13 protein-coding genes and 1 tRNA gene are annotated in these 18,280 nt (G+C 43.0%); 6 read left to right on the top strand and 8 right to left on the bottom strand.

All coding sequences use genetic code 11. The features are described from left to right. Positions 1-150: 150 nt before the first annotated feature. The 5 genes from F0475_RS09070 to F0475_RS09050 form a co-directional block, all read right to left on the bottom strand. Positions 151-1,785 (bottom strand): hypothetical protein, encoded by a 1,635-nt coding sequence (locus tag F0475_RS09070; RefSeq protein WP_155716368.1) that lies wholly within the window; start codon positions 1,783-1,785, stop codon positions 151-153. A gap of 39 nt (positions 1,786-1,824) precedes the next feature. After that, the gene (locus tag F0475_RS09065) at positions 1,825-2,031 is read right to left on the bottom strand and encodes a hypothetical protein (RefSeq protein ID WP_155716366.1); all 207 of its coding nucleotides are present in this window, start codon (positions 2,029-2,031) and stop codon (positions 1,825-1,827) included. A gap of 164 nt (positions 2,032-2,195) precedes the next feature. Further along, a complete protein-coding gene (locus F0475_RS09060; RefSeq protein WP_155716365.1) occupies positions 2,196-2,399 on the bottom strand; it encodes a hypothetical protein in 204 nt (67 codons plus the stop codon). Positions 2,400-2,503: 104 nt separating this feature from the next. After that, positions 2,504-4,732: a family 20 glycosylhydrolase gene (locus F0475_RS09055; RefSeq protein WP_155716364.1), complete on the bottom strand. Its 2,229-nt coding sequence runs from the start codon at positions 4,730-4,732 to the stop codon at positions 2,504-2,506. Between the two features lie 341 nt (positions 4,733-5,073). After that, a tRNA-Pro gene (locus F0475_RS09050) sits at positions 5,074-5,148 on the bottom strand. A 124-nt stretch (positions 5,149-5,272) separates the two neighbouring features. Between F0475_RS09050 and F0475_RS09045 the strand changes: the two genes are divergently transcribed. The 5 genes from F0475_RS09045 to tsaE are packed head-to-tail and all read left to right on the top strand — an operon-like array spanning position 5,273 to position 12,438. Further along, positions 5,273-6,526 (top strand): 3-phosphoshikimate 1-carboxyvinyltransferase, encoded by a 1,254-nt coding sequence (locus F0475_RS09045; RefSeq protein ID WP_155716363.1) that lies wholly within the window; start codon positions 5,273-5,275, stop codon positions 6,524-6,526. A gap of 45 nt (positions 6,527-6,571) precedes the next feature. Continuing rightward, a complete protein-coding gene (locus F0475_RS09040; RefSeq protein ID WP_004383806.1) occupies positions 6,572-6,970 on the top strand; it encodes a FeoB-associated Cys-rich membrane protein in 399 nt (132 codons plus the stop codon). 52 nt (positions 6,971-7,022) lie between these two features. Continuing rightward, the gene (gene porW, locus F0475_RS09035) at positions 7,023-10,361 is read left to right on the top strand and encodes a type IX secretion system periplasmic lipoprotein PorW/SprE (RefSeq protein ID WP_234422985.1); all 3,339 of its coding nucleotides are present in this window, start codon (positions 7,023-7,025) and stop codon (positions 10,359-10,361) included. Between the two features lie 18 nt (positions 10,362-10,379). Beyond that, positions 10,380-12,002 (top strand): T9SS response regulator signal transducer PorX, encoded by a 1,623-nt coding sequence (gene porX / locus F0475_RS09030; protein WP_155716361.1) that lies wholly within the window; start codon positions 10,380-10,382, stop codon positions 12,000-12,002. Between the two features lie 25 nt (positions 12,003-12,027). Next, on the top strand, positions 12,028-12,438 hold the full coding sequence (tsaE, locus tag F0475_RS09025) for a tRNA (adenosine(37)-N6)-threonylcarbamoyltransferase complex ATPase subunit type 1 TsaE (RefSeq protein WP_155716360.1): 411 nt from the start codon (positions 12,028-12,030) through the stop codon (positions 12,436-12,438). Positions 12,439-12,675: 237 nt separating this feature from the next. Here the strand turns inward: tsaE and F0475_RS09020 are convergent, their stop codons facing one another. Genes F0475_RS09020 through F0475_RS09010 form a run of 3 tightly spaced genes read right to left on the bottom strand, consistent with a single transcriptional unit; the run spans position 12,676 to position 14,368 of the window. Continuing rightward, positions 12,676-12,936 (bottom strand): DUF4834 domain-containing protein, encoded by a 261-nt coding sequence (locus F0475_RS09020; protein WP_155716359.1) that lies wholly within the window; start codon positions 12,934-12,936, stop codon positions 12,676-12,678. A 15-nt stretch (positions 12,937-12,951) separates the two neighbouring features. After that, positions 12,952-13,656 (bottom strand): CDP-diacylglycerol--serine O-phosphatidyltransferase, encoded by a 705-nt coding sequence (gene pssA, locus F0475_RS09015; protein WP_155716358.1) that lies wholly within the window; start codon positions 13,654-13,656, stop codon positions 12,952-12,954. 10 nt (positions 13,657-13,666) lie between these two features. Beyond that, complete coding sequence (locus F0475_RS09010; protein WP_009435658.1) at positions 13,667-14,368, bottom strand: phosphatidylserine decarboxylase family protein; 702 nt, start codon at positions 14,366-14,368, stop codon at positions 13,667-13,669. A 131-nt stretch (positions 14,369-14,499) separates the two neighbouring features. Here F0475_RS09010 and dnaE point away from each other — a divergent pair, with 131 nt between their 5' ends. Continuing rightward, the gene (dnaE, locus tag F0475_RS09005) at positions 14,500-18,219 is read left to right on the top strand and encodes a DNA polymerase III subunit alpha (RefSeq protein ID WP_155716357.1); all 3,720 of its coding nucleotides are present in this window, start codon (positions 14,500-14,502) and stop codon (positions 18,217-18,219) included. Positions 18,220-18,280 lie beyond the last annotated feature (61 nt).

Raw genomic sequence — 18,280 nt, 5'->3', positions numbered from 1 at the left:
TGGATTCTCTTGTTTTTTTTTGCAACACTAAGATAAGTGAAAATTCTGACATGGCAAAATCCTGAGCAACTTTTTGTTGCTCAGGTACTTAAAAAGTTTAATTTATAATAGTGTTGCGGAATTAAGGTATGATAAAATTATTCTTGCATCTTACTCGAATTTCAAAGGATAGCCTATGTTGTAATTACGATTGTAATTAGTAGTAACATATATTCTTATTTGGGAACCATCATAAGAGATAGACATCGCTTGGGCACCATCATGCGTAACAGAGCTATTCGAAGACCAAAACATACCCATTGTTCCATCTAAACGGAATATTTTACCATATGGTGACTGCTCTCCCACACCAATTGATGGAATGAAAAAATAATTATTAATTTCATTAGCAGATGGTATTGTTGTTAATGGGTAGTTCTGAGCAATATCTTTTGAAAATGAGAGAGTACGCCAATCAGTACCATCAGGCCCAGAACCTTCAATATTTGCTACAGTTGTACTATTATCAAGTGCCATCTTGCTTTTTTTCTTTAACCAAAAACCGCCTTTGTAGAGATGTCCCATAGTGATCCAAATCTCATCGGCATCAAATCGTGGGTCGCCCTTTTCTGTATACCATGCTATCTCGTTAGCATTAGGACAGTCTTTACAGAGGTTAACAGCATCGTTACGAACTCCCTGCCCTGGGAAGACGGTGCTTGCTGCACGTGCATCAGTTGGGTTTATTAATTCTGATGCGTGAGGGAAGGGATTCATAGAAACAAGCGGCTGCCAACGATCAGCAGGATTTGGAGCGTTCCACTCATGTCCATACCAGAATGGCTGCTGTGCATCCCAAAGGCAATAGTTTGAATCATAGTTCCTCGTATCTAAACTGGCTGTCATGTCGTAGTAGGTATTCTTTGCATAGTTGAAAGAAGATAAAGTTTTGGTAATTGTTCCCTCTACGTTGGTTACATAATCTTTTATCCAGTAACGAACCTTAAGCGTATGTGCACCTGGCTTGATAAGCATATAGATCTTATCAGCTGTAGAGATAGAGGCGGCATTGGTGAAAGAGAAACCTTTCTCGTTAGTGCTACCTGCTACGGGGTCTTTGGTAGTCAAGACAATTTGCTTACTACCTGCAGAAGCGTCCAGGTTACCCGTGCTAGTGTTGACAGTATAAGTCTCCGCTATATCGTTGTCGGAAGTTACCTCAATCTTAGTTAGGTAGCAGTTTTGTAAGATTGCATTGCTTGTGTAAGGCTGGAAGACGAGATAAGTTGCTTGGTGTTCTAACTGAAAATGGAAGCTACCGCCACCAATAGTTCCATTCGCAGTGGCTGTGCCATAATCACCAAAATCACCGATATGCTCAGTATCGTTCGGCTTTGTCTGCGTCTGTGCAGTAGGTATTGTCACTTGATTGCCACTTCCGCTCTTACCTAGATAATAAACTTTATAAGTAGCACTGTTATTGAACTTACCCGGAACCCTAAAACTGAACGATTCTGAATGTGCGTGAGCAGCATCCACAGCATTACTTTCTTGCAATGTTCCGTCATCGTCCTTTACATATATTTTATCGCCCTCTTCCCAATAAAACTTACCACTATTATAATTCATTGAGGTGCGAGTCTTTGTTGGTTCGCCTGCAACGAAGGTTGTGTAGTTCTTGTCGTTATTGCTGCCTGTATTGTTTTGTGCAATATCCTCATTTGCACAAGAGACGACTGCCAATGCCATGCTGCAAAGGGTAGTAAGAGATAACAGGCTAGTCTTAAATAATTGTCTTGTTCTCATTGTTACTTTGTCTTTTACTGATTCTTGTCTATAACTCTCTTAGTCTTCCCAAGGAGAAGTACTTTCTGCATCTTCATCATCATCCTGCCACATCTGTGCAGCTTTCGCACTGGATGGACCACTGCCATGATGCGCTGGCTTGTGCTGCCCTGGGAAAGACGTATCCATAAGATAAGTGGTTTCATTTACTTGAATTATCATACACTCTGGTGTAGAATAACTCTTCTTTACTTGCTTTTTTCTCATTACTTCATTGATTAAAATAGTTGTTATTTCGTTCTTATTTTGCTTTAAATAGAGTTCGCAAAAGGACACAAAAAAAGAACAAAGGAAACTCCTAGAAGTCCTTTGTTTACAGGGTTTACGGCACGCTTCGCGCGCGCGTATGCGAGAAGAAAAAAATGTGTAATTTACGCCTGCTCTACTAGAGAGAGAGAGAGAGAGAGAGAGAGAGAGAGTATACAAATATTTGGAACTACCAAATAATTTGCTATCTTTTTCTCGATTATTTTTCTCTCCGTATTCAATGATTCAAATGCAGATACACAATAAGCAACACCTTTATTATATAAGGCGTTGTTCGTTGTGGCTTGAATATTTAATGCTTGAATCATTATCGTTTTTTTGTTACGGCTGCAAAAGTAATAAAAGATATTAAAACGGCAAAGAGATTTAAAAGAAAAGTGGACTTTCGGTGTAAAAAGAGGTGTTTATTTGTTTAATTCACGTTCACTGCGATACCACGACGCAACATATCGTCCATCAAAGGGCGCACACGAAGGAGGTAATCAGTATAACTGCGCCGTTCAGGAATGGTCCAACCTGCTTCCGACAAAGCAGCAGCACGAGGGAAAGCTTGATAATAAAGTCGTTCCGAAGAATTGATACATTCGCTCCAAAGTGTACCACTCACGCCTAAGAGATTACGCTGTACAAAGGTGCTATCCATCCCCCATGCCGGATCAAGACGATAAGTTTGTTCATGCGAAGTAACGGGCATTCCCCAATTAACCTCTGGCATATCGCCTCGCCCTTGTGGGTAGTCAAGATAGCAATGCTCGCCTGGGCACATCATAATCTTTGCTTTGTTACGCACGGCTGCATCTATCGCCACCTGCGTTAACCCATTCCGCCAAGCATAAACAACGCACCCCGGTTGGATCGTCTTAAACTCCTTCTCATACCAATACATCGGCGTCTTCCCCAACTGATGAAGCTGTTTTATAACTCGATCAAAGAGGTATTGCTGTAATTGCCAGTTCTCTGTAAACCCTTCCTTCCGCTTTAGTTCCTTACAAGCAGGGCAGTTTGTCCATGCTCCTAATGGTGGTTGACCCGCCTCATCACCGCCCAGATGAACGTATGGAGCAGGGAACACCTCGGCTAACTCCTTTAGAACGTTATCAAGAAACTCGTAAACAAAGGGTTCGGCAGGGCAGAGTAAGTCATTACTAACGCCACAGGTCAAACGAATGGGGACTTCTTTTTTAGCACAAGAGAGTTGTGGGAAACAATGAATAGCAGCCACTTCATGACCGGGAAGTTCTATCTCTGGAATCACCATAACATGATATTGAGCTGCAAAACGTACCAACTCACGCATCTGCTCTTGCGTGTAAAAGCCACTAATACGCTCTGGCATATCATCCATTCCTACTCTGTCGGAGGCCTTCTCAGTAAGTTCTGGATACTTCTTAATCTCTATTCTCCATGCTTGATCATCAACTAAATGGAGGTGAAGAGCATTGAATTTGAAGCGAGCCATCTCTACAATGAAGTGCTTTAAATCGTTGAATGGGATGAAATGACGCACTGGATCCACCATTAACTCACGCACTTCCGTTCGTGGTTGGTCTACTATATAAAGAGGAGGAATCGTTGTTGAGGGGGCAGCAACACCATTCCCTATACATAATTGTTCGAGTGTCATCAGTCCATAAAACACTCCCGCTGCAGTCTTTCCCTTTATCTCTACACCTTTATTTGATATGTCTAACGTATAAGCCTCAGCATTGTTTAGAGTTGAATCAAGAGATAAACGCACCATTACTCCCCTACTCTTCCCACCTTTTATATTATTAGCTTGCGGACGGAGCACACTTGTTGTACGTTCACGAAGTATGCGTTCCGCTTGTTTCTTTTCATTATCTAAACAGTTCGAAGCCTCAATGCCGATAACATCCGACCAATTCAACGCCTTTTTATAAACGCCTTTCGGATTTGCTTTAGAGAACACTTCCATGTGAAGAGGACGTGGAACGAGTAACTCTTCAGGCTCACAAACATTCTTCTCTTCGGTCTTCGAAAAGAAAGAACGCCAACCCACAGCGTTCCGATAAGCCGCTTTTGCCTTTGAAGGAACAATGAGTTTGACTCTCTTAAAATCAATTCCTACAAAGGTATTAGCAGCACAAACGGGTGGAACAAGTGCTGAAAGACGTATCACACGCAAATCCTTACAATTAGCAAACGCGAAAGACTCCAAACGAGGAGAACCTTCAAACACGAGTTCATCCAAACCACTACAACCATTAAAAGCCGATGCCTCTATCACACGGGTTGATACGGGGATGAGTAATTGCCCCTTTAAACCATCACAGGCAAAGAACGCCTGACTACCAATAGAGTCCAAAGTCGCAGGGAGAATAAGCTTTTGTAATCTATGCCGAGAGTGCATTGCATTACGTGGAATCACTTTGCAGGCTGTTTGAGAAAGGTCAAGTATGGTTTCATTCACCTTTACATCGCGCAGAGTTCGAAAGTTTTGAGCCTTCATTGGCACTGCAGCTAATAGTATAAACATGCTTATCAGTATCTTATTAATAGCATAACTCGCATACACCAGACAAGAGGAAGCGGATGTTCCAGCCCTAAGTTGCACATGATAACAGGTGAGATTACCCCCAAAGATTCCCTCCATTATCGTCTTTCTCATGTTCATCTTCATTTGTAGAAATTAATAGACTTTGGTTTTCACTATGGGTAACAAAGATACAAATAAGAATTGGAAAAGCTATTACTAACCATACCTTTTTATGCACAAAGCGTACTTTGATGATAGAAAATGTAATTAATTCCTATCAAAAAAATAGAACACTCGATGGCACTTAATAACCTTCAGAATTATTACAAGCCTTCTGTAATACCTCTCCAAGGCTTCTGTAATACTTCTCCAAGCCTTTTGTAACATTACAGAAAGGCTTTAAGTCGACTTGAAGACAACGTTTTTAACAGCTTAAAAAACAAAAAAAAAGAAACCAAAGAATGGTTTCTTTCTCTTCAATTAAGTCGGGATGACCAGACTCGAACTGGCGACCACTGGTCCCCCAGACCAGCATTCTAAACCTACTGAACTACATCCCGTTCCTTTAAAAGCCCTGCAAAATTACTTACTTTCCATGATATTAGCAAACTTTTGAAGTTCTTTTTCTCACATCCCAAGTTTATTTTGTAATTTTGTGATGTAATAATTATGCACTGAAGAAGCATGCAATACATCATAACTCCACCCCAACATATTGATACTCGCATCACACTTCCAGCCTCAAAAAGCGTTAGTAATCGTGCACTTATCGTGCAGGCACTTACAAAAGAGGGGATTCTACCAGAGAACTTATCGGGTTGTGATGACACAAAAGTTATTTTGCAGGCTTTCTCCCAACCATCAGATGTGATTGACATAAAGGCGTCTGGCACTGCAATGCGCTTTCTGACAGCCTATTTATGCCTATCACAAGGAGAGCATATTATCACGGGAACAGAGCGAATGAAGCATCGACCGATAAAGATTCTCGTTGATGCTTTGCGTTACTTAGGTGCAGATATTGATTATATCGGTAATGAGGGCTATCCTCCCCTGCGCATTCGTGGACGTGAATTAGAGGGCGGACAACTGGTAATACCTGGCAATGTAAGTTCGCAATACGTTTCGGCTTTACTCATGATTGCACCCATTTTGACCAAAGGATTGGACTTGAAGCTCACGGGGGAGATTGTGTCTAGACCATACATCGACCTCACTTTGCATATTATGCATGAGTTTGGAGTTGCTGCAGAATGGACTAACTTCGACACAATTAGCGTCAAACCACAGCAATACACACGCCGAACTTACACGATAGAGAATGATTGGACGGCATCAAGCTATTGGTATGAGATACTTGCATTACAAGATGATTTAGACGCAGAGGTGGTTATCTCTGGTTTAAAAGATGGTTCACGACAAGGAGATGCAGCTGTCCGATACATCTTCTCATTGCTGGGTATAAAGACAAACTTCGCTCGCAAGGATGCAGAAGGGCTGACTGACGCAACACTAACACGCCATACCCGTATGCTGAATAGGATGGATTACGACTTTATTAACCATCCAGACTTGGCACAAACACTGATAGCAGCATGTCCAGTGTTGGGTATTCCCTTCCATTTTACGGGCTTGAACAGTCTAAGAATCAAAGAGACAGACCGCATAGAAGCAATGAAAACAGAGATGGCAAAGCTGGGGTACGTCCTTCAAAGCCGTAACGAAGGGGAGTTGTCATGGGAGGGTGAACGTTGCGAACCTGTTTCTCTTCCTGTCATCAACACATACGAAGACCATAGAATGGCAATGTCTTTCGCTCCATTAGCTATCAAACTGGGGGAAATACGCATAGATCATCCAGAAGTTGTAACGAAGTCTTACCCTCAATTCTGGGCTGACTTACGCTCTGCGGGCTTTCACATTACGGAGGTAGAATAGCCTATCTGTCCTACTTCTCATGTTTCCAAAAGAAGAAAAGAACAAATGAGTATATTTTATATTGGCATTGGCGCACTTATAGTACTGGCTCTTTTTGCTGCCATAACAACCTTATTCACCAAGAAGAAAGAGGGTGAACCCGATGTTGTTATGCCGACTTCTGGTGATTGCTCATCGTGTGATGGCACTGATGATAAGTGTGAACAAGTGTGCATGATGGAAGCTGCTACAAGGGAAATAGAGTACTATGATGACGAAGAACTCGATCGTTTCCGTGGGCGACAGTCGAATCAATACACCGATGAAGAAGCCGAAGAGTTTGCCAATATACTCTATACCATGCAGCCACAAGAGGCAAAAGGCTGGAATAGAAGCCTCATCCTCCGTGAGATAAATGTCCCTAATCAGATTAAGGATGAACTAATAACAATGATTGAAGGCTAACGTGAAGAAAGCAAACAGACATATAACCTTCTCTTTATTAGCAATCATTACAATGGTGATTGTGGGTTGCTCTACGAAGAATAACACCGCTCAATCTCGCTGGTGGCAGGCTTTTAATACCCGATATAACGTATATTTTAATGGAGCACAGGCTTATATCGATGGTTCTCTAGAGAAAGAAAAGGGGAACAAGGATAACTTTACCGAACTTATTCCACTATATACTGTCGGCAATAAGAATAGTCGGGACTTAGGGAAAAGTAACTTTAATCGTGCCATAGAAAAGGCAGAGAAGGCAATAGCTAAGCATAGTATCAAGAAGAGACCAGAGTGGACTAAGAACAGAAGAAAGACTGATAAGGACATAGAGTGGCTCTCACGACGTGAATATAACCCTTTCTTGTGGAAGGCATGGATGTTAATGGGACGCTCACAGTTCCATCAAGGAGCCTTTGAAGAGGCTGCTGCAACCTTCGCCTACATGAGTCGTATGTACAAGGGGCAGCCCGCCATCTATGGAAAAGCACGTGCTTGGTTGGCTAAATGTTACATAGAACAGGGCTGGCTATACGATGCAGAGGATGTTATTCGCAATATGCAACGTGACTCAATGGACTGGCGTGCGGTGAAGGAGTGGGATTATACTTACGCAGACTACTATCTTCACACGGGAGAACTGGCTAAGGCTGTGCCTTACTTACAAAAGGTTATCAAGCACGAGATGCGTCAGAAACAGAAAGCACGTGAACTTTATCTACTTGGACAGGTGTATGCTGCACTGGGAAAGAGGCAAGATGCCTATGAAGCCTTCCAACGCGTCATTCGTACTAATCCCCCTTATGAACTGGAATTCAACGCTCGCATTGCCCAAACAGAGGTCATGGCAGAAGGACAAAGCAAGCAGATGATAAGCAAACTAAGGCACATGGCGGCTTCAGATAACAATAAGGAATATCTGGATCAGGTCTATTACGCAATGGGCAACATACATCTTGCGAACAAAGATACGCTTGCGGCAATCAATGCTTACGAACAGGGACGTAAGAAGGCGACGCGTAGTGGCATTGAGAAAGGCGTTTTGTTATTACATCTTGGCGATTTGTATTGGGCTAAAGAGCGTTTCGGCAATGCAAAGAAATGCTATGATGAAGCCTTGGGATTACTTGACAGAGATCGTAAAGACTATGAACAGTTGTCTGATCGTTCGAAGATATTAGACGAATTAGCACCTTATACAGATGCTGTTCAGCTGCAGGACTCTCTCCAACAACTTGCTAAATGCTCCGAGAAAGAGCGTAACGCCGCAATAGATAGGGTCATCACAGCATTGAAGAAGAAGGAGAAAGAGGAGCAAAATGCACTGGGCTTGCAAAATAACAACGCCCAGCAGCAAGGTATGGATGGTAATTTCGGACGTAACAACACATCGAATAATATTCAAAGAGTCAACTCCAATCATCAACAAGGGAGTACTTGGTACTTCTATAATCCAACGGCTGTACAACAAGGAAAGGTTACATTCCAACAACTATGGGGCAAGAGAGAGAATATCGACAACTGGCAACGCATGAATCAGACGGTTGTTAGGAATATTGGAAACACTAACACCCCTTATGAAATGACGGATGCTCAACGCGACTCCATATATAAAGCCGAAGCAAAGAGGGATTCTCTCGAACAAACAAGAGACTCTTTAAAGAACGACCCACATAAGCGGGAGTATTATCTAGCACAAATCCCATTCTCTGCGGAACAGCTTGCTGCAAGTAACAAGATACTTGAGGATGGTCTACATCATTCAGGAGTAATATTCAAGGATAGGCTTAACAACCTTCGTCTATCAGAGCGGGCACTACGCAGAGTGAGTGATAATTATCCTGACTATGAGGCTATGGACGATGTTTATTACCATCTCTACTTGCTTTATATGCGTAAGAACGAACCCGAAATAGCCGAGACTTACCTTACAAAGTTAAGTCGGCAATATCCTAAGAGTAAGTGGACTACCCTCTTAACTGACCCTTATTACAAACAAAACTTACGTTTCGGCGTGCAGATAGAAGACTCTCTATATGCCTCAACTTACGATGCTTTCAAGCAAGGACGCTATAATGAGGTTGCTAGTAACGCTCAAATCTCCGAGAGACGATTCCCAATGGGAGCCAACCGAGATAAGTTCTTGTTCATTGGGGGATTGAGTAAGCTAAACACGGGAGACGCTAATGGGTGCTTAACCGACATGAAGGAGGTGGTAAAGAAGTACCCTAACAGTCGCATCAGTGAGATGGCTGGAATGATAGTGAATGGTGTTCAGGCTGGAAAGAAGCTCCGCAGCGGTAAGTTCGACCTAAATGCTGTATGGTCATATCGCACTTCCATCCTTAGTGATAGCGACAGTATCCGACAAGCGAAGCTCTCTCCTGAACGCAACATAGACTTTAAGTTCTTGCTAATATACAACCCCGACTCATTGAAGGAGAACAAGTTACTATTCGAGTTAGCACGTTTCAACTTCACAAACTTCCTCGTTCGCAACTTTGAAATACAAATAGAAGACCTCAGCGGATTACATCAAATGATGGTATCGGGCTTCCGCAGTTATGATGAAGCGTATCAATATGCCCGTCAACTATTTGCTGCTAAGGACGTAGTGATGCAGATGAGCAAGACTACTAAGGCTGTCATTATTAGTGACAAGAACCTGAAACTGATTGGAACAACCTATAGTTATAAGGATTATGAGGCTTTCTATAAAAAGAACTTCTCACCGCTTGAAGTCACCAAACGCTATCTCTTGAGTGAACCAGCCGAAGTGGCGACACCGCGCGAGCCTGATCTTCTACAGAAGATAGAGGAGAAGTACGCCAATGATAAGGATCTCTTCCCTGATGATATGGATGTTCCTGCAAACAACACGATGGATATTCCGTTGGACACACCGACATCAAAGAAGGTGGAGCCGACGACATCTCCAAAGAATGAAAACACTTTCGAGATGCCTACGGAGGTAAAGAAACCAACGTTAGAGGACACTAACACGTTCGTTATTCCTGATGAGAAGCCTGCCGAAAAGCCTACACCTGCTCTCCCGAAGGCTCCTGCCAACACAGCAAAAGAGACGAAGAAGGCTGAAACAAAGCCCACTCCAACACAGCAAAAGACAGAACTAAAAGTACAGAAGACACCATCTACTGTACCGCAGAAAACACCTGTTAAGCAGCCTCAACAGGCTCCGGCAAAGAAGCTAAAGACGGTAGACGATGGTCCGATCATTTACTTCGGAGATGACGAACCAACGTCTGGTAAGAAGAATAACAACAAGACTAACAAGAAGAATCAACCCATTCAAAACAACATCGAAGATGAGTATTATGACTTGGAGGGGTTCTAACTATAAGCAAGAAGATATATGAACAACGGATTGTTACTATGGGTAGATGATGAGATCGAGCTGTTGAAAGCGCACATCCTATTCCTTGAGAACAAAGGATATAAGGTTGTCATGGCTAGCAACGGGGCTGATGCTATTGAGCAATGTGGCATGCAGACTTTTGACCTTGTGCTACTTGATGAGCAGATGCCAGGGCTTTCTGGGCTCGAGACCTTACAACGGATCAAGGAGATTCAACCTGCTACACCGATTGTCATGGTGACGAAGAGTGAGGAAGAAGACATCATGAACCAGGCGATTGGAGCAAAGATTGCAGACTATCTCATCAAGCCCGTCAACCCGAATCAGATACTTCTTTCACTGAAAAAGAATATCCATCAGAAGGAAATTGTCACTGAAGTAACGCAGAGCGGATACCAACAAAGCTATCAACAGATTGCTATGGAGATTGCCGACTGCCGTTCGTTCGATGATTGGAAAGAGGTTTATCGCAAGTTAGTACACTGGGAATTAGAGCTAAGCAGTACCGACAGCAACATGGTGGAAATGCTGAAAATGCAGAAAGAAGAGGCTAATAATGGCTTTGCTAAGTATATTTCAAAGCATTATCTCGACTGGGTAGCACCACAGGAAACAAAGAAAAACAATAGTTTCGCACGTTTGGCAGGACGCAATAAGAAGTCTGATACCAACAACGAAACCAACGATAAGCCCTTACTAAGCCCAGAGGTCTTCAAGAAAAAGGTGTTTCCACTCATTGACAAAGGCGAGAAAGTATTCCTCATCGTCATTGATAACTTCCGACTTGACCAATGGCGCATCCTGTCGAAAGAGATTGGTGACATGTTCGAGATCGAAGAGGACCTTTACATGAGCATACTTCCAACAGCGACACAATACGCTCGCAATGCTATATTCAGTGGTCTTATGCCTCAACAGATAGCAAAGATGTACCCCGAATTGTGGGTCGATGAGGACGAAGAAGAGGGCAAGAACCTCAACGAAGAGCCGCTTATTCGGACGCAGATAGAGCGTTATCGCCGTCATGACAGGTTCTCTTATCATAAGATTAACGACTCAACAGGTGCAGAGAAGTTCATGCAACAATACAAGAACTTAGCTCAAAACGATCTTAATGTACTTGTGGTTAACTTCATTGATATGCTTTCTCATGCCCGAACAGAGATGAAGATGATACGTGAACTAGCCAGTGATGAGAGTGCCTATCGCTCCATTACACTTAGCTGGTTCCAACACAGCGTCCTTGCTGACGTCATCAAAGAGTTGGCACAATCGAACTATAAGGTAATAATCACAACTGATCACGGATCCATTCGGACGATTAATCCAGTGAAGATTATCGGTGATCGCAATACGAATACGAACCTCCGTTATAAACTGGGGAAGAGTCTTAACTATGATTCTAAGGAGGTTTTCACTATCAAGAATCCGCATCAAGCACAGCTGCCAGCCCCTAACCTCAGTACAAGTTACGTATTCGCTACAGGCGACTCCTTCTTTGCTTATCCCAATAACTACAACTATTACGTGTCTTACTATAAGGATACTTTCCAACACGGAGGTATCTCTTTGGAAGAAATGATCGTCCCGTTGGTTACACTCACACCACGTAAACGATAATTAAGAACAGATAAATAAAAGCAATATGGAAATTAGAATCAATAGTCTCGATACCATTCACGAGGCTGCAAAGGAGTTTATTAAAGGAATGGGAGATGGCAAGGTGTTCGCTTTCTATGGTAAGATGGGAGCAGGAAAAACCACCTTTATCAAAGCACTTTGCGAAGTTCTAGGGGTTAAAGACGTCATAACTTCCCCTACATTCGCCATCATCAACGAGTATACAGACGGCAATGACAACCCTATCTATCACTTTGATTTCTATCGAATAAAGAAGTTGGAGGAGGTTTATGACATGGGTTATGAGGATTACTTCTATAGTGGTAACCTCTGTCTACTCGAATGGCCGGAACTCGTTGAGGATGTTCTTCCGGGGAACGTCATCAAAGTTACGATTGAAGAACAGCCTGATGGCAGTAGGCTCTTGACGTGTTAAGCTAACGAAACTAGGCATACTAACAATGTGATTAGGCATAAAAACAAGTTCTACTAATCATTCATTAGAAGCATAAACAATAAAGAATGAATGAAAAGAAACGCCCTCCTTGATAGAAAGAGGGCGTTTCTTCGTATGAAGGAGAGGCTCTCTTAAAAGGAAAGAGAGCATATCTTTGATTTAAGAAAACCTTGATATACTCTCTTTCTTGTGATTATCAATAGTGTAAGTGAAGTCTTATGACTTGTTATCATCTACTTCCGTGAAATCGACATATTCCCCTTCACTATCTGGGATAACCTGTTTATTACGTTCCTCTAAAGGTCTGTTATCTGTAATTGTTGGCTCATTTGACTGTGCCCCTCTCTGTTGTCTGTATGGATCAAACTGCTCCCGAATACGTGTTACTCGCTTATAGAAAGCATAAGCAACCCATCCCATCATGATGAGAAAGAAGATGAGCAAACTGAAAGCAAACCTTAAGAAATCATGTACCATAATGTCTCCTTTGTATTATGACTTACTTGCCTGCTGTTTAACTATCATTGATAACACAACGTACCAAGCAACTATAATAGCAAAAGACGTGATACCAAAGATAGCAACAAGCGGAACACAAGTAACTAAGAAGAGGTATTTCACCTCATTACCCTTCACTCCCCAATGCTTAAACTTCAGTGCGAACATAGGTATCTCGGATACAAGTAGCCACGAACTAACCAATATTCCAATCAGAATTAGGTATAGTGTCCAAGGGCGATAATACATCTGTTCTCCAATACCAACCAATAACGAACCCCAAAAGAGAGCGTTGGCAGGAGTCGGCAAACCTATGAATCCGAGTGCTTGTCGCTCATCCAAATTGAACTTCGCGAGGCGCAATGCAGAGAAAGCAGCCATGATGTAAGCCACGAAAGGGAGGTAGGGACGTAGCGGCTCGAGGAACTCTGGATAGCTCATCAACTGTAGTTGACTAAAGATAATAGTAGAAGGAGCTACGCCAAAGGTGATGTCATCCGCAAGAGAATCAAGTTCCTTACCAATAGGAGAACTAACATGTAAGAGTCGAGCTGTCATGCCATCGAAGAAGTCGAAGACTGCTCCTATAATAATCCACAGCAATGCTACCTTTATATCACCAGTGAAGGCGAATGCCGTTGCAATGCAACCTGAAATCAAGTTACAGCATGTTATGCTGTTAGGAATATGTTTCTTCATTATTATCCGTTTATTTTTTCGGCTTCAACTTAGCGATAATCGTCTGGTCGCCAGTTGTTGCCTGCCCCATCTTAACGCATACTTCAGAGCCTACAGGGAGGAAGATATCAACACGACTACCCAACTTGATGAATCCAAGATGCTCATCAATGTAACATTCCTCGCCCTCCTTAGCATAGGTCACAATGCGTCGTGCCATAGCACCAGCAATCTGCCTACATAACACATCAGTACCATCAGGAGTAGTGATAATGGTATCGGCATGCTCATTCTCCTCACTTGCCTTGGGAAGCCAAGCCTTATGGAAGTTACCATCAAAGTGTTGTACCGATTTAACTACGCCATCAACAGGGAACCAGTTAGCGTGTACATTCCATAAACTCATGAATATTGAAATCATTAAACGGCGTTCATGGAAGTATGTATTCTCGTCTACTTCTTCTATAACTACGATGTGACCATCCGCAGGAGCCACCACAATCCCTTCGGTCTCCTCACTACCAAAATAGCGAATAGGGCACCTATAGAAGTTTAAAACGATACCATAGACTGTACCAAACACTACAGCAAAGATCCAGAAAGGTATCTTTGACGGAACTGCAAACCATAGAACCAACGCAATAAGGGCTAAACATATACCGCCATAAAGCAGCGTATTTGTTCCTTCTCTATGTATTCTTATCTTCTTGAGCTTCTTTTTAATTTTCCCCATGGACGTTAAATCGACGTTTTGTATCGGTTGCAAAGGTAGTTCTTTTTGCTCGTTTCTACAAATTTTCATAATCATTCTTTTGGCTATATGGGCTTTTCATCGTAACTTTACAGCTCAAAACTCGTAGCTTAATGGAAGATTTCATACATTTACATGTACATACTAATTACTCCATCCTCGATGGTCAATCGAAGGTGACAAGGCTTGTTGATAAGGCTATCGCTGATGGAATGAAGGGTATGGCGATAACAGATCATGGCGTGATGTTCGGTATAAAAGAGTTCTCGGACTATTGTGCTAAGGTCAACAAGGGGCGTAAGAAGAATGGTGAAGAGCCTTTCAAGCCTATCTTCGGATGTGAGATGTATGTTGCACGACGCACTATGCATGATAAAGATAAATCCATGCATGATAATTCTGGATACCATCTTATCGTGTTAGCAAAGAACTATAAGGGCTACAAGAACCTTATAAAACTCGTATCCCATGCTTGGGTGGATGGTTATTACTATCGTCCAAGAACTGACAGAGCCGAGTTGGAGAAGTATCATGAGGGCTTGATCGTATGTTCGGCATGTATTGCTGGTGAGATTCCTAATAAGATTATCCACGGAGATATCGATGGTGCGCGCGAAGCATGCCAGTGGTATCATCGTGTATTCGGCGATGACTTCTATCTAGAGTTGCAACGTCATGAGGTGAAAGACCCAACAATCCTTGCCAATCGAGAGGCTTTTCCCTTGCAGCAAAAGGCTAATAAAGTATTGTTGCAGTTCGCTAAGGAATATGGAATAAAGGTAGTTTGTACGAATGACTGTCACTTTGAAGATAAGGAAACAGCTGAGGCTCACGACCATTTACTATGCTTATCAACGAGTGAGGATTTGGACGATCCTAAGCGTATGCGCTATTCCAAGCAGGAGTGGTTTAAGACTCGTCAGGAGATGAATGACATCTTCTCGGATATACCAGAGGCATTGACAAACACACTGGAGGTGCTAGACAAGGTTGAGCCTTATAGTATTGACCATGGTCCTATCATGCCTTTCTTCCCTATCCCTGAGTCGTTTGGAACAGAAGAAGAGTGGGAAAAGAAATTCACAGAGGAAGACTTATACAAGGAGTTCACCACCGATGAGAATGGCGAGAATCCTCTCTCACCCGAAGAAGGACAAAAGGTTATAGAGCGATTAGGCGGTTATGAGAAGATATATCGTATCAAGTTTGAAGCCGATTATCTAGCGAAACTAGCTTATGATGGTGCAAAGAAGTTATATGGCGATCCTCTTTCAGAAGAAGTGACGAGTCATATAAAGTTCGAGCTACACGTCATGAAGACCATGGGCTTCCCTGGCTACTTCCTCATAGTACAGGACTTTATCAATGCTGCACGGCAAGAGTTAGGGGTTATGGTAGGACCGGGTCGTGGTTCAGCTGCAGGTTCGGTTGTTGCCTATTGTTTAGGAATAACGAAAATCGACCCACTGAAGTACGACTTACTGTTCGAACGCTTCCTTAATCCCGATCGTGTGAATCTCCCTGATATCGATACAGACTTCGATGATGATGGGCGTGGGCGTGTGCTGCAATGGGTGATGGATAAGTATGGACATGAGAATTGTGCGCATATCATCACCTATGGTACAATGGCGACAAAGAACTCTATCAAGGATGTTGCCCGTGTAGAGAAATTACCTATAGCGATTGCCAACGAGCTGTGCAAGGCGATACCTGATCGTTTACCAGATGGCATGAAGATGAATCTAGCCAATGCTATCAAGTGTACCCCACAGCTACAGGATGCAGAGGTTAGTGAGGATATTCGAGAACGAAACACCATAAAGTATGCGAGGATGCTTGAGGGCACTGTGCGCAATACGGGTATACATGCTTGCGGTTTCATCATCTGTCGTAATCCTATTGATGATTGGGTTCCTGTATCCACAGCAACCGACCCTGACTTCCCCGAGAAGAAGGTTCCAGTAACGCAGTACGATGGTCATGTCATTGAGTCAACAGGTTTAATCAAGATGGACTTCCTAGGTCTGAAAACATTGTCAGAGCTGAAAGAAGCCTGTCGAGTTATCCGACAGACCACGGGTGATATTATTGATCTCGACAACATTCCTATAGATGATGAACTGACCTATCAATTATATCAGAAGGGTCAGACGATAGGTACTTTCCAGTTCGAATCAGCTGGTATGCAAAAGTATCTCCGTGAGCTTCATCCAACAGTCTTTGAAGATCTGATAGCCATGAATGCGCTGTATCGTCCAGGTCCAATGGACTATATCCCCGACTTTATTAAGCGTAAGCACGATCCTTCGCTGGTGAAGTATGACATCCCATGTATGGAGAAGTATCTCAAGGATACATACGGAATCACGGTTTATCAAGAGCAAGTGATGCTCCTAAGTCGCCAGTTAGCAAGTTTCACTCGTGGTGAGAGCGATGCCTTACGTAAGGCGATGGGTAAGAAGAAGAAGGCTATCGTTGACCAGATGAAGCCGAAGTTCATCAAGCAAGGACAGGCTAATGGGCATGATCCACAGATATTAGAGAAGATATGGAGTGACTGGGAGAAGTTTGCTAGTTACGCCTTCAACAAGTCGCACGCCACGTGCTATTCGTGGGTGGCTTACCAGACTGCTTACCTGAAGGCACATTATCCAGCCGAATATATGGCTGCGTTAATGACGCGTCGATTCAGCCAGATCACGGAGATAACCAAGCTGATGGAGGAGTGCAAAGCATTGAAGATTGCGACGCTCGGCCCTGATATCAACGAGAGTCAAATCGGCTTTGGTGTTAATAAGAAAGGTGAGATTCGATTTGGTCTAGCTGCTATCAAGGGTATGGGAACTAGTGCTGCCGAGAGTATAGTACGTGAACGAGAGAAGAACGGACCCTATAAGGATATATACGACTTTGCGGAACGTGTCGATCTTAGCAATGTGAATCGTAAGGCGTTTGAGAGCCTAGCTTACAGCGGAGGATTCGATAGTTTCGGCTTGCTGAGGGAGCAGTTCTTTGCCCCATCAGGGCGAGATAGCATATTCCTTGATACGATTGTGCGCTACGGACAGCTATTCCAGCTGGAGAAAGCACAGCAACAAAACTCTCTCTTCGGCGACATGAACGCTGTTGATGTCATACATCCTGTTGCCCCCAAAACGGAGAAGTGGCCGACGATAGAGAAGCTCAATAAGGAGCGCGAGTTAGTAGGTGTCTATTTGTCAGCTCACCCATTGGATGAGTATAGCGTCGTACTCAACAATATGTGTAACACACGCTGTTCCATGATTGGACGCAACGCTGACATGACCAAACTATCCCAGACTGACGAGGTGACATTCGGGGGTATCGTCACGGCAGTAAGCGAGCGTTTCTCACAGAAAACGGGTAAACCCTTTGGCTTTGTGACGATAGAAGACTTCGAGGGAACGGGCGAGTTAGCTCTCTTCGGTGATGATTGGGCAAGATGGAATAACGTTCTAAAACCTAATTACAGCATTTATATAACGGCTAAATGTCAGCCACGTTACCGCAATAACCCATCGTTATTGGAACTGAAAGTGCAGAATGTGGAACAACTCTATGATGTAAAAGAGCATAAGTTACAGCGGTTTACAATCTCAATGGATGCCTCATCTTTAGATGATGAACTCGTATCGGAATTATCAACGGTGATAGATGAGCACCAAGGCAAAACACAGCTGTTTATTCAGCTACGCACCTTAGAGAACACGATTGTCACTCTACAGAGTCGCAACAAGGGAGTCAATGTAGACCGAAAGTTGATAGACTTTATCACTGCCAGCAATAAGATGGAGTTCCACATCAATTAGCTATATATAAAGGTGGCATACACTTTGATATAACATAAGCGTGAGATATTAGTTTAATAAC

The sequence above is a fragment of the Prevotella vespertina genome (assembly GCF_009728485.1).
Taxonomy (GTDB): Bacteria; Bacteroidota; Bacteroidia; order Bacteroidales; family Bacteroidaceae; genus Prevotella; species Prevotella vespertina.
The sequence above is the reverse complement of the archived record's forward strand: the minus strand, read 5'-3'. Positions and strand labels throughout refer to the sequence as shown.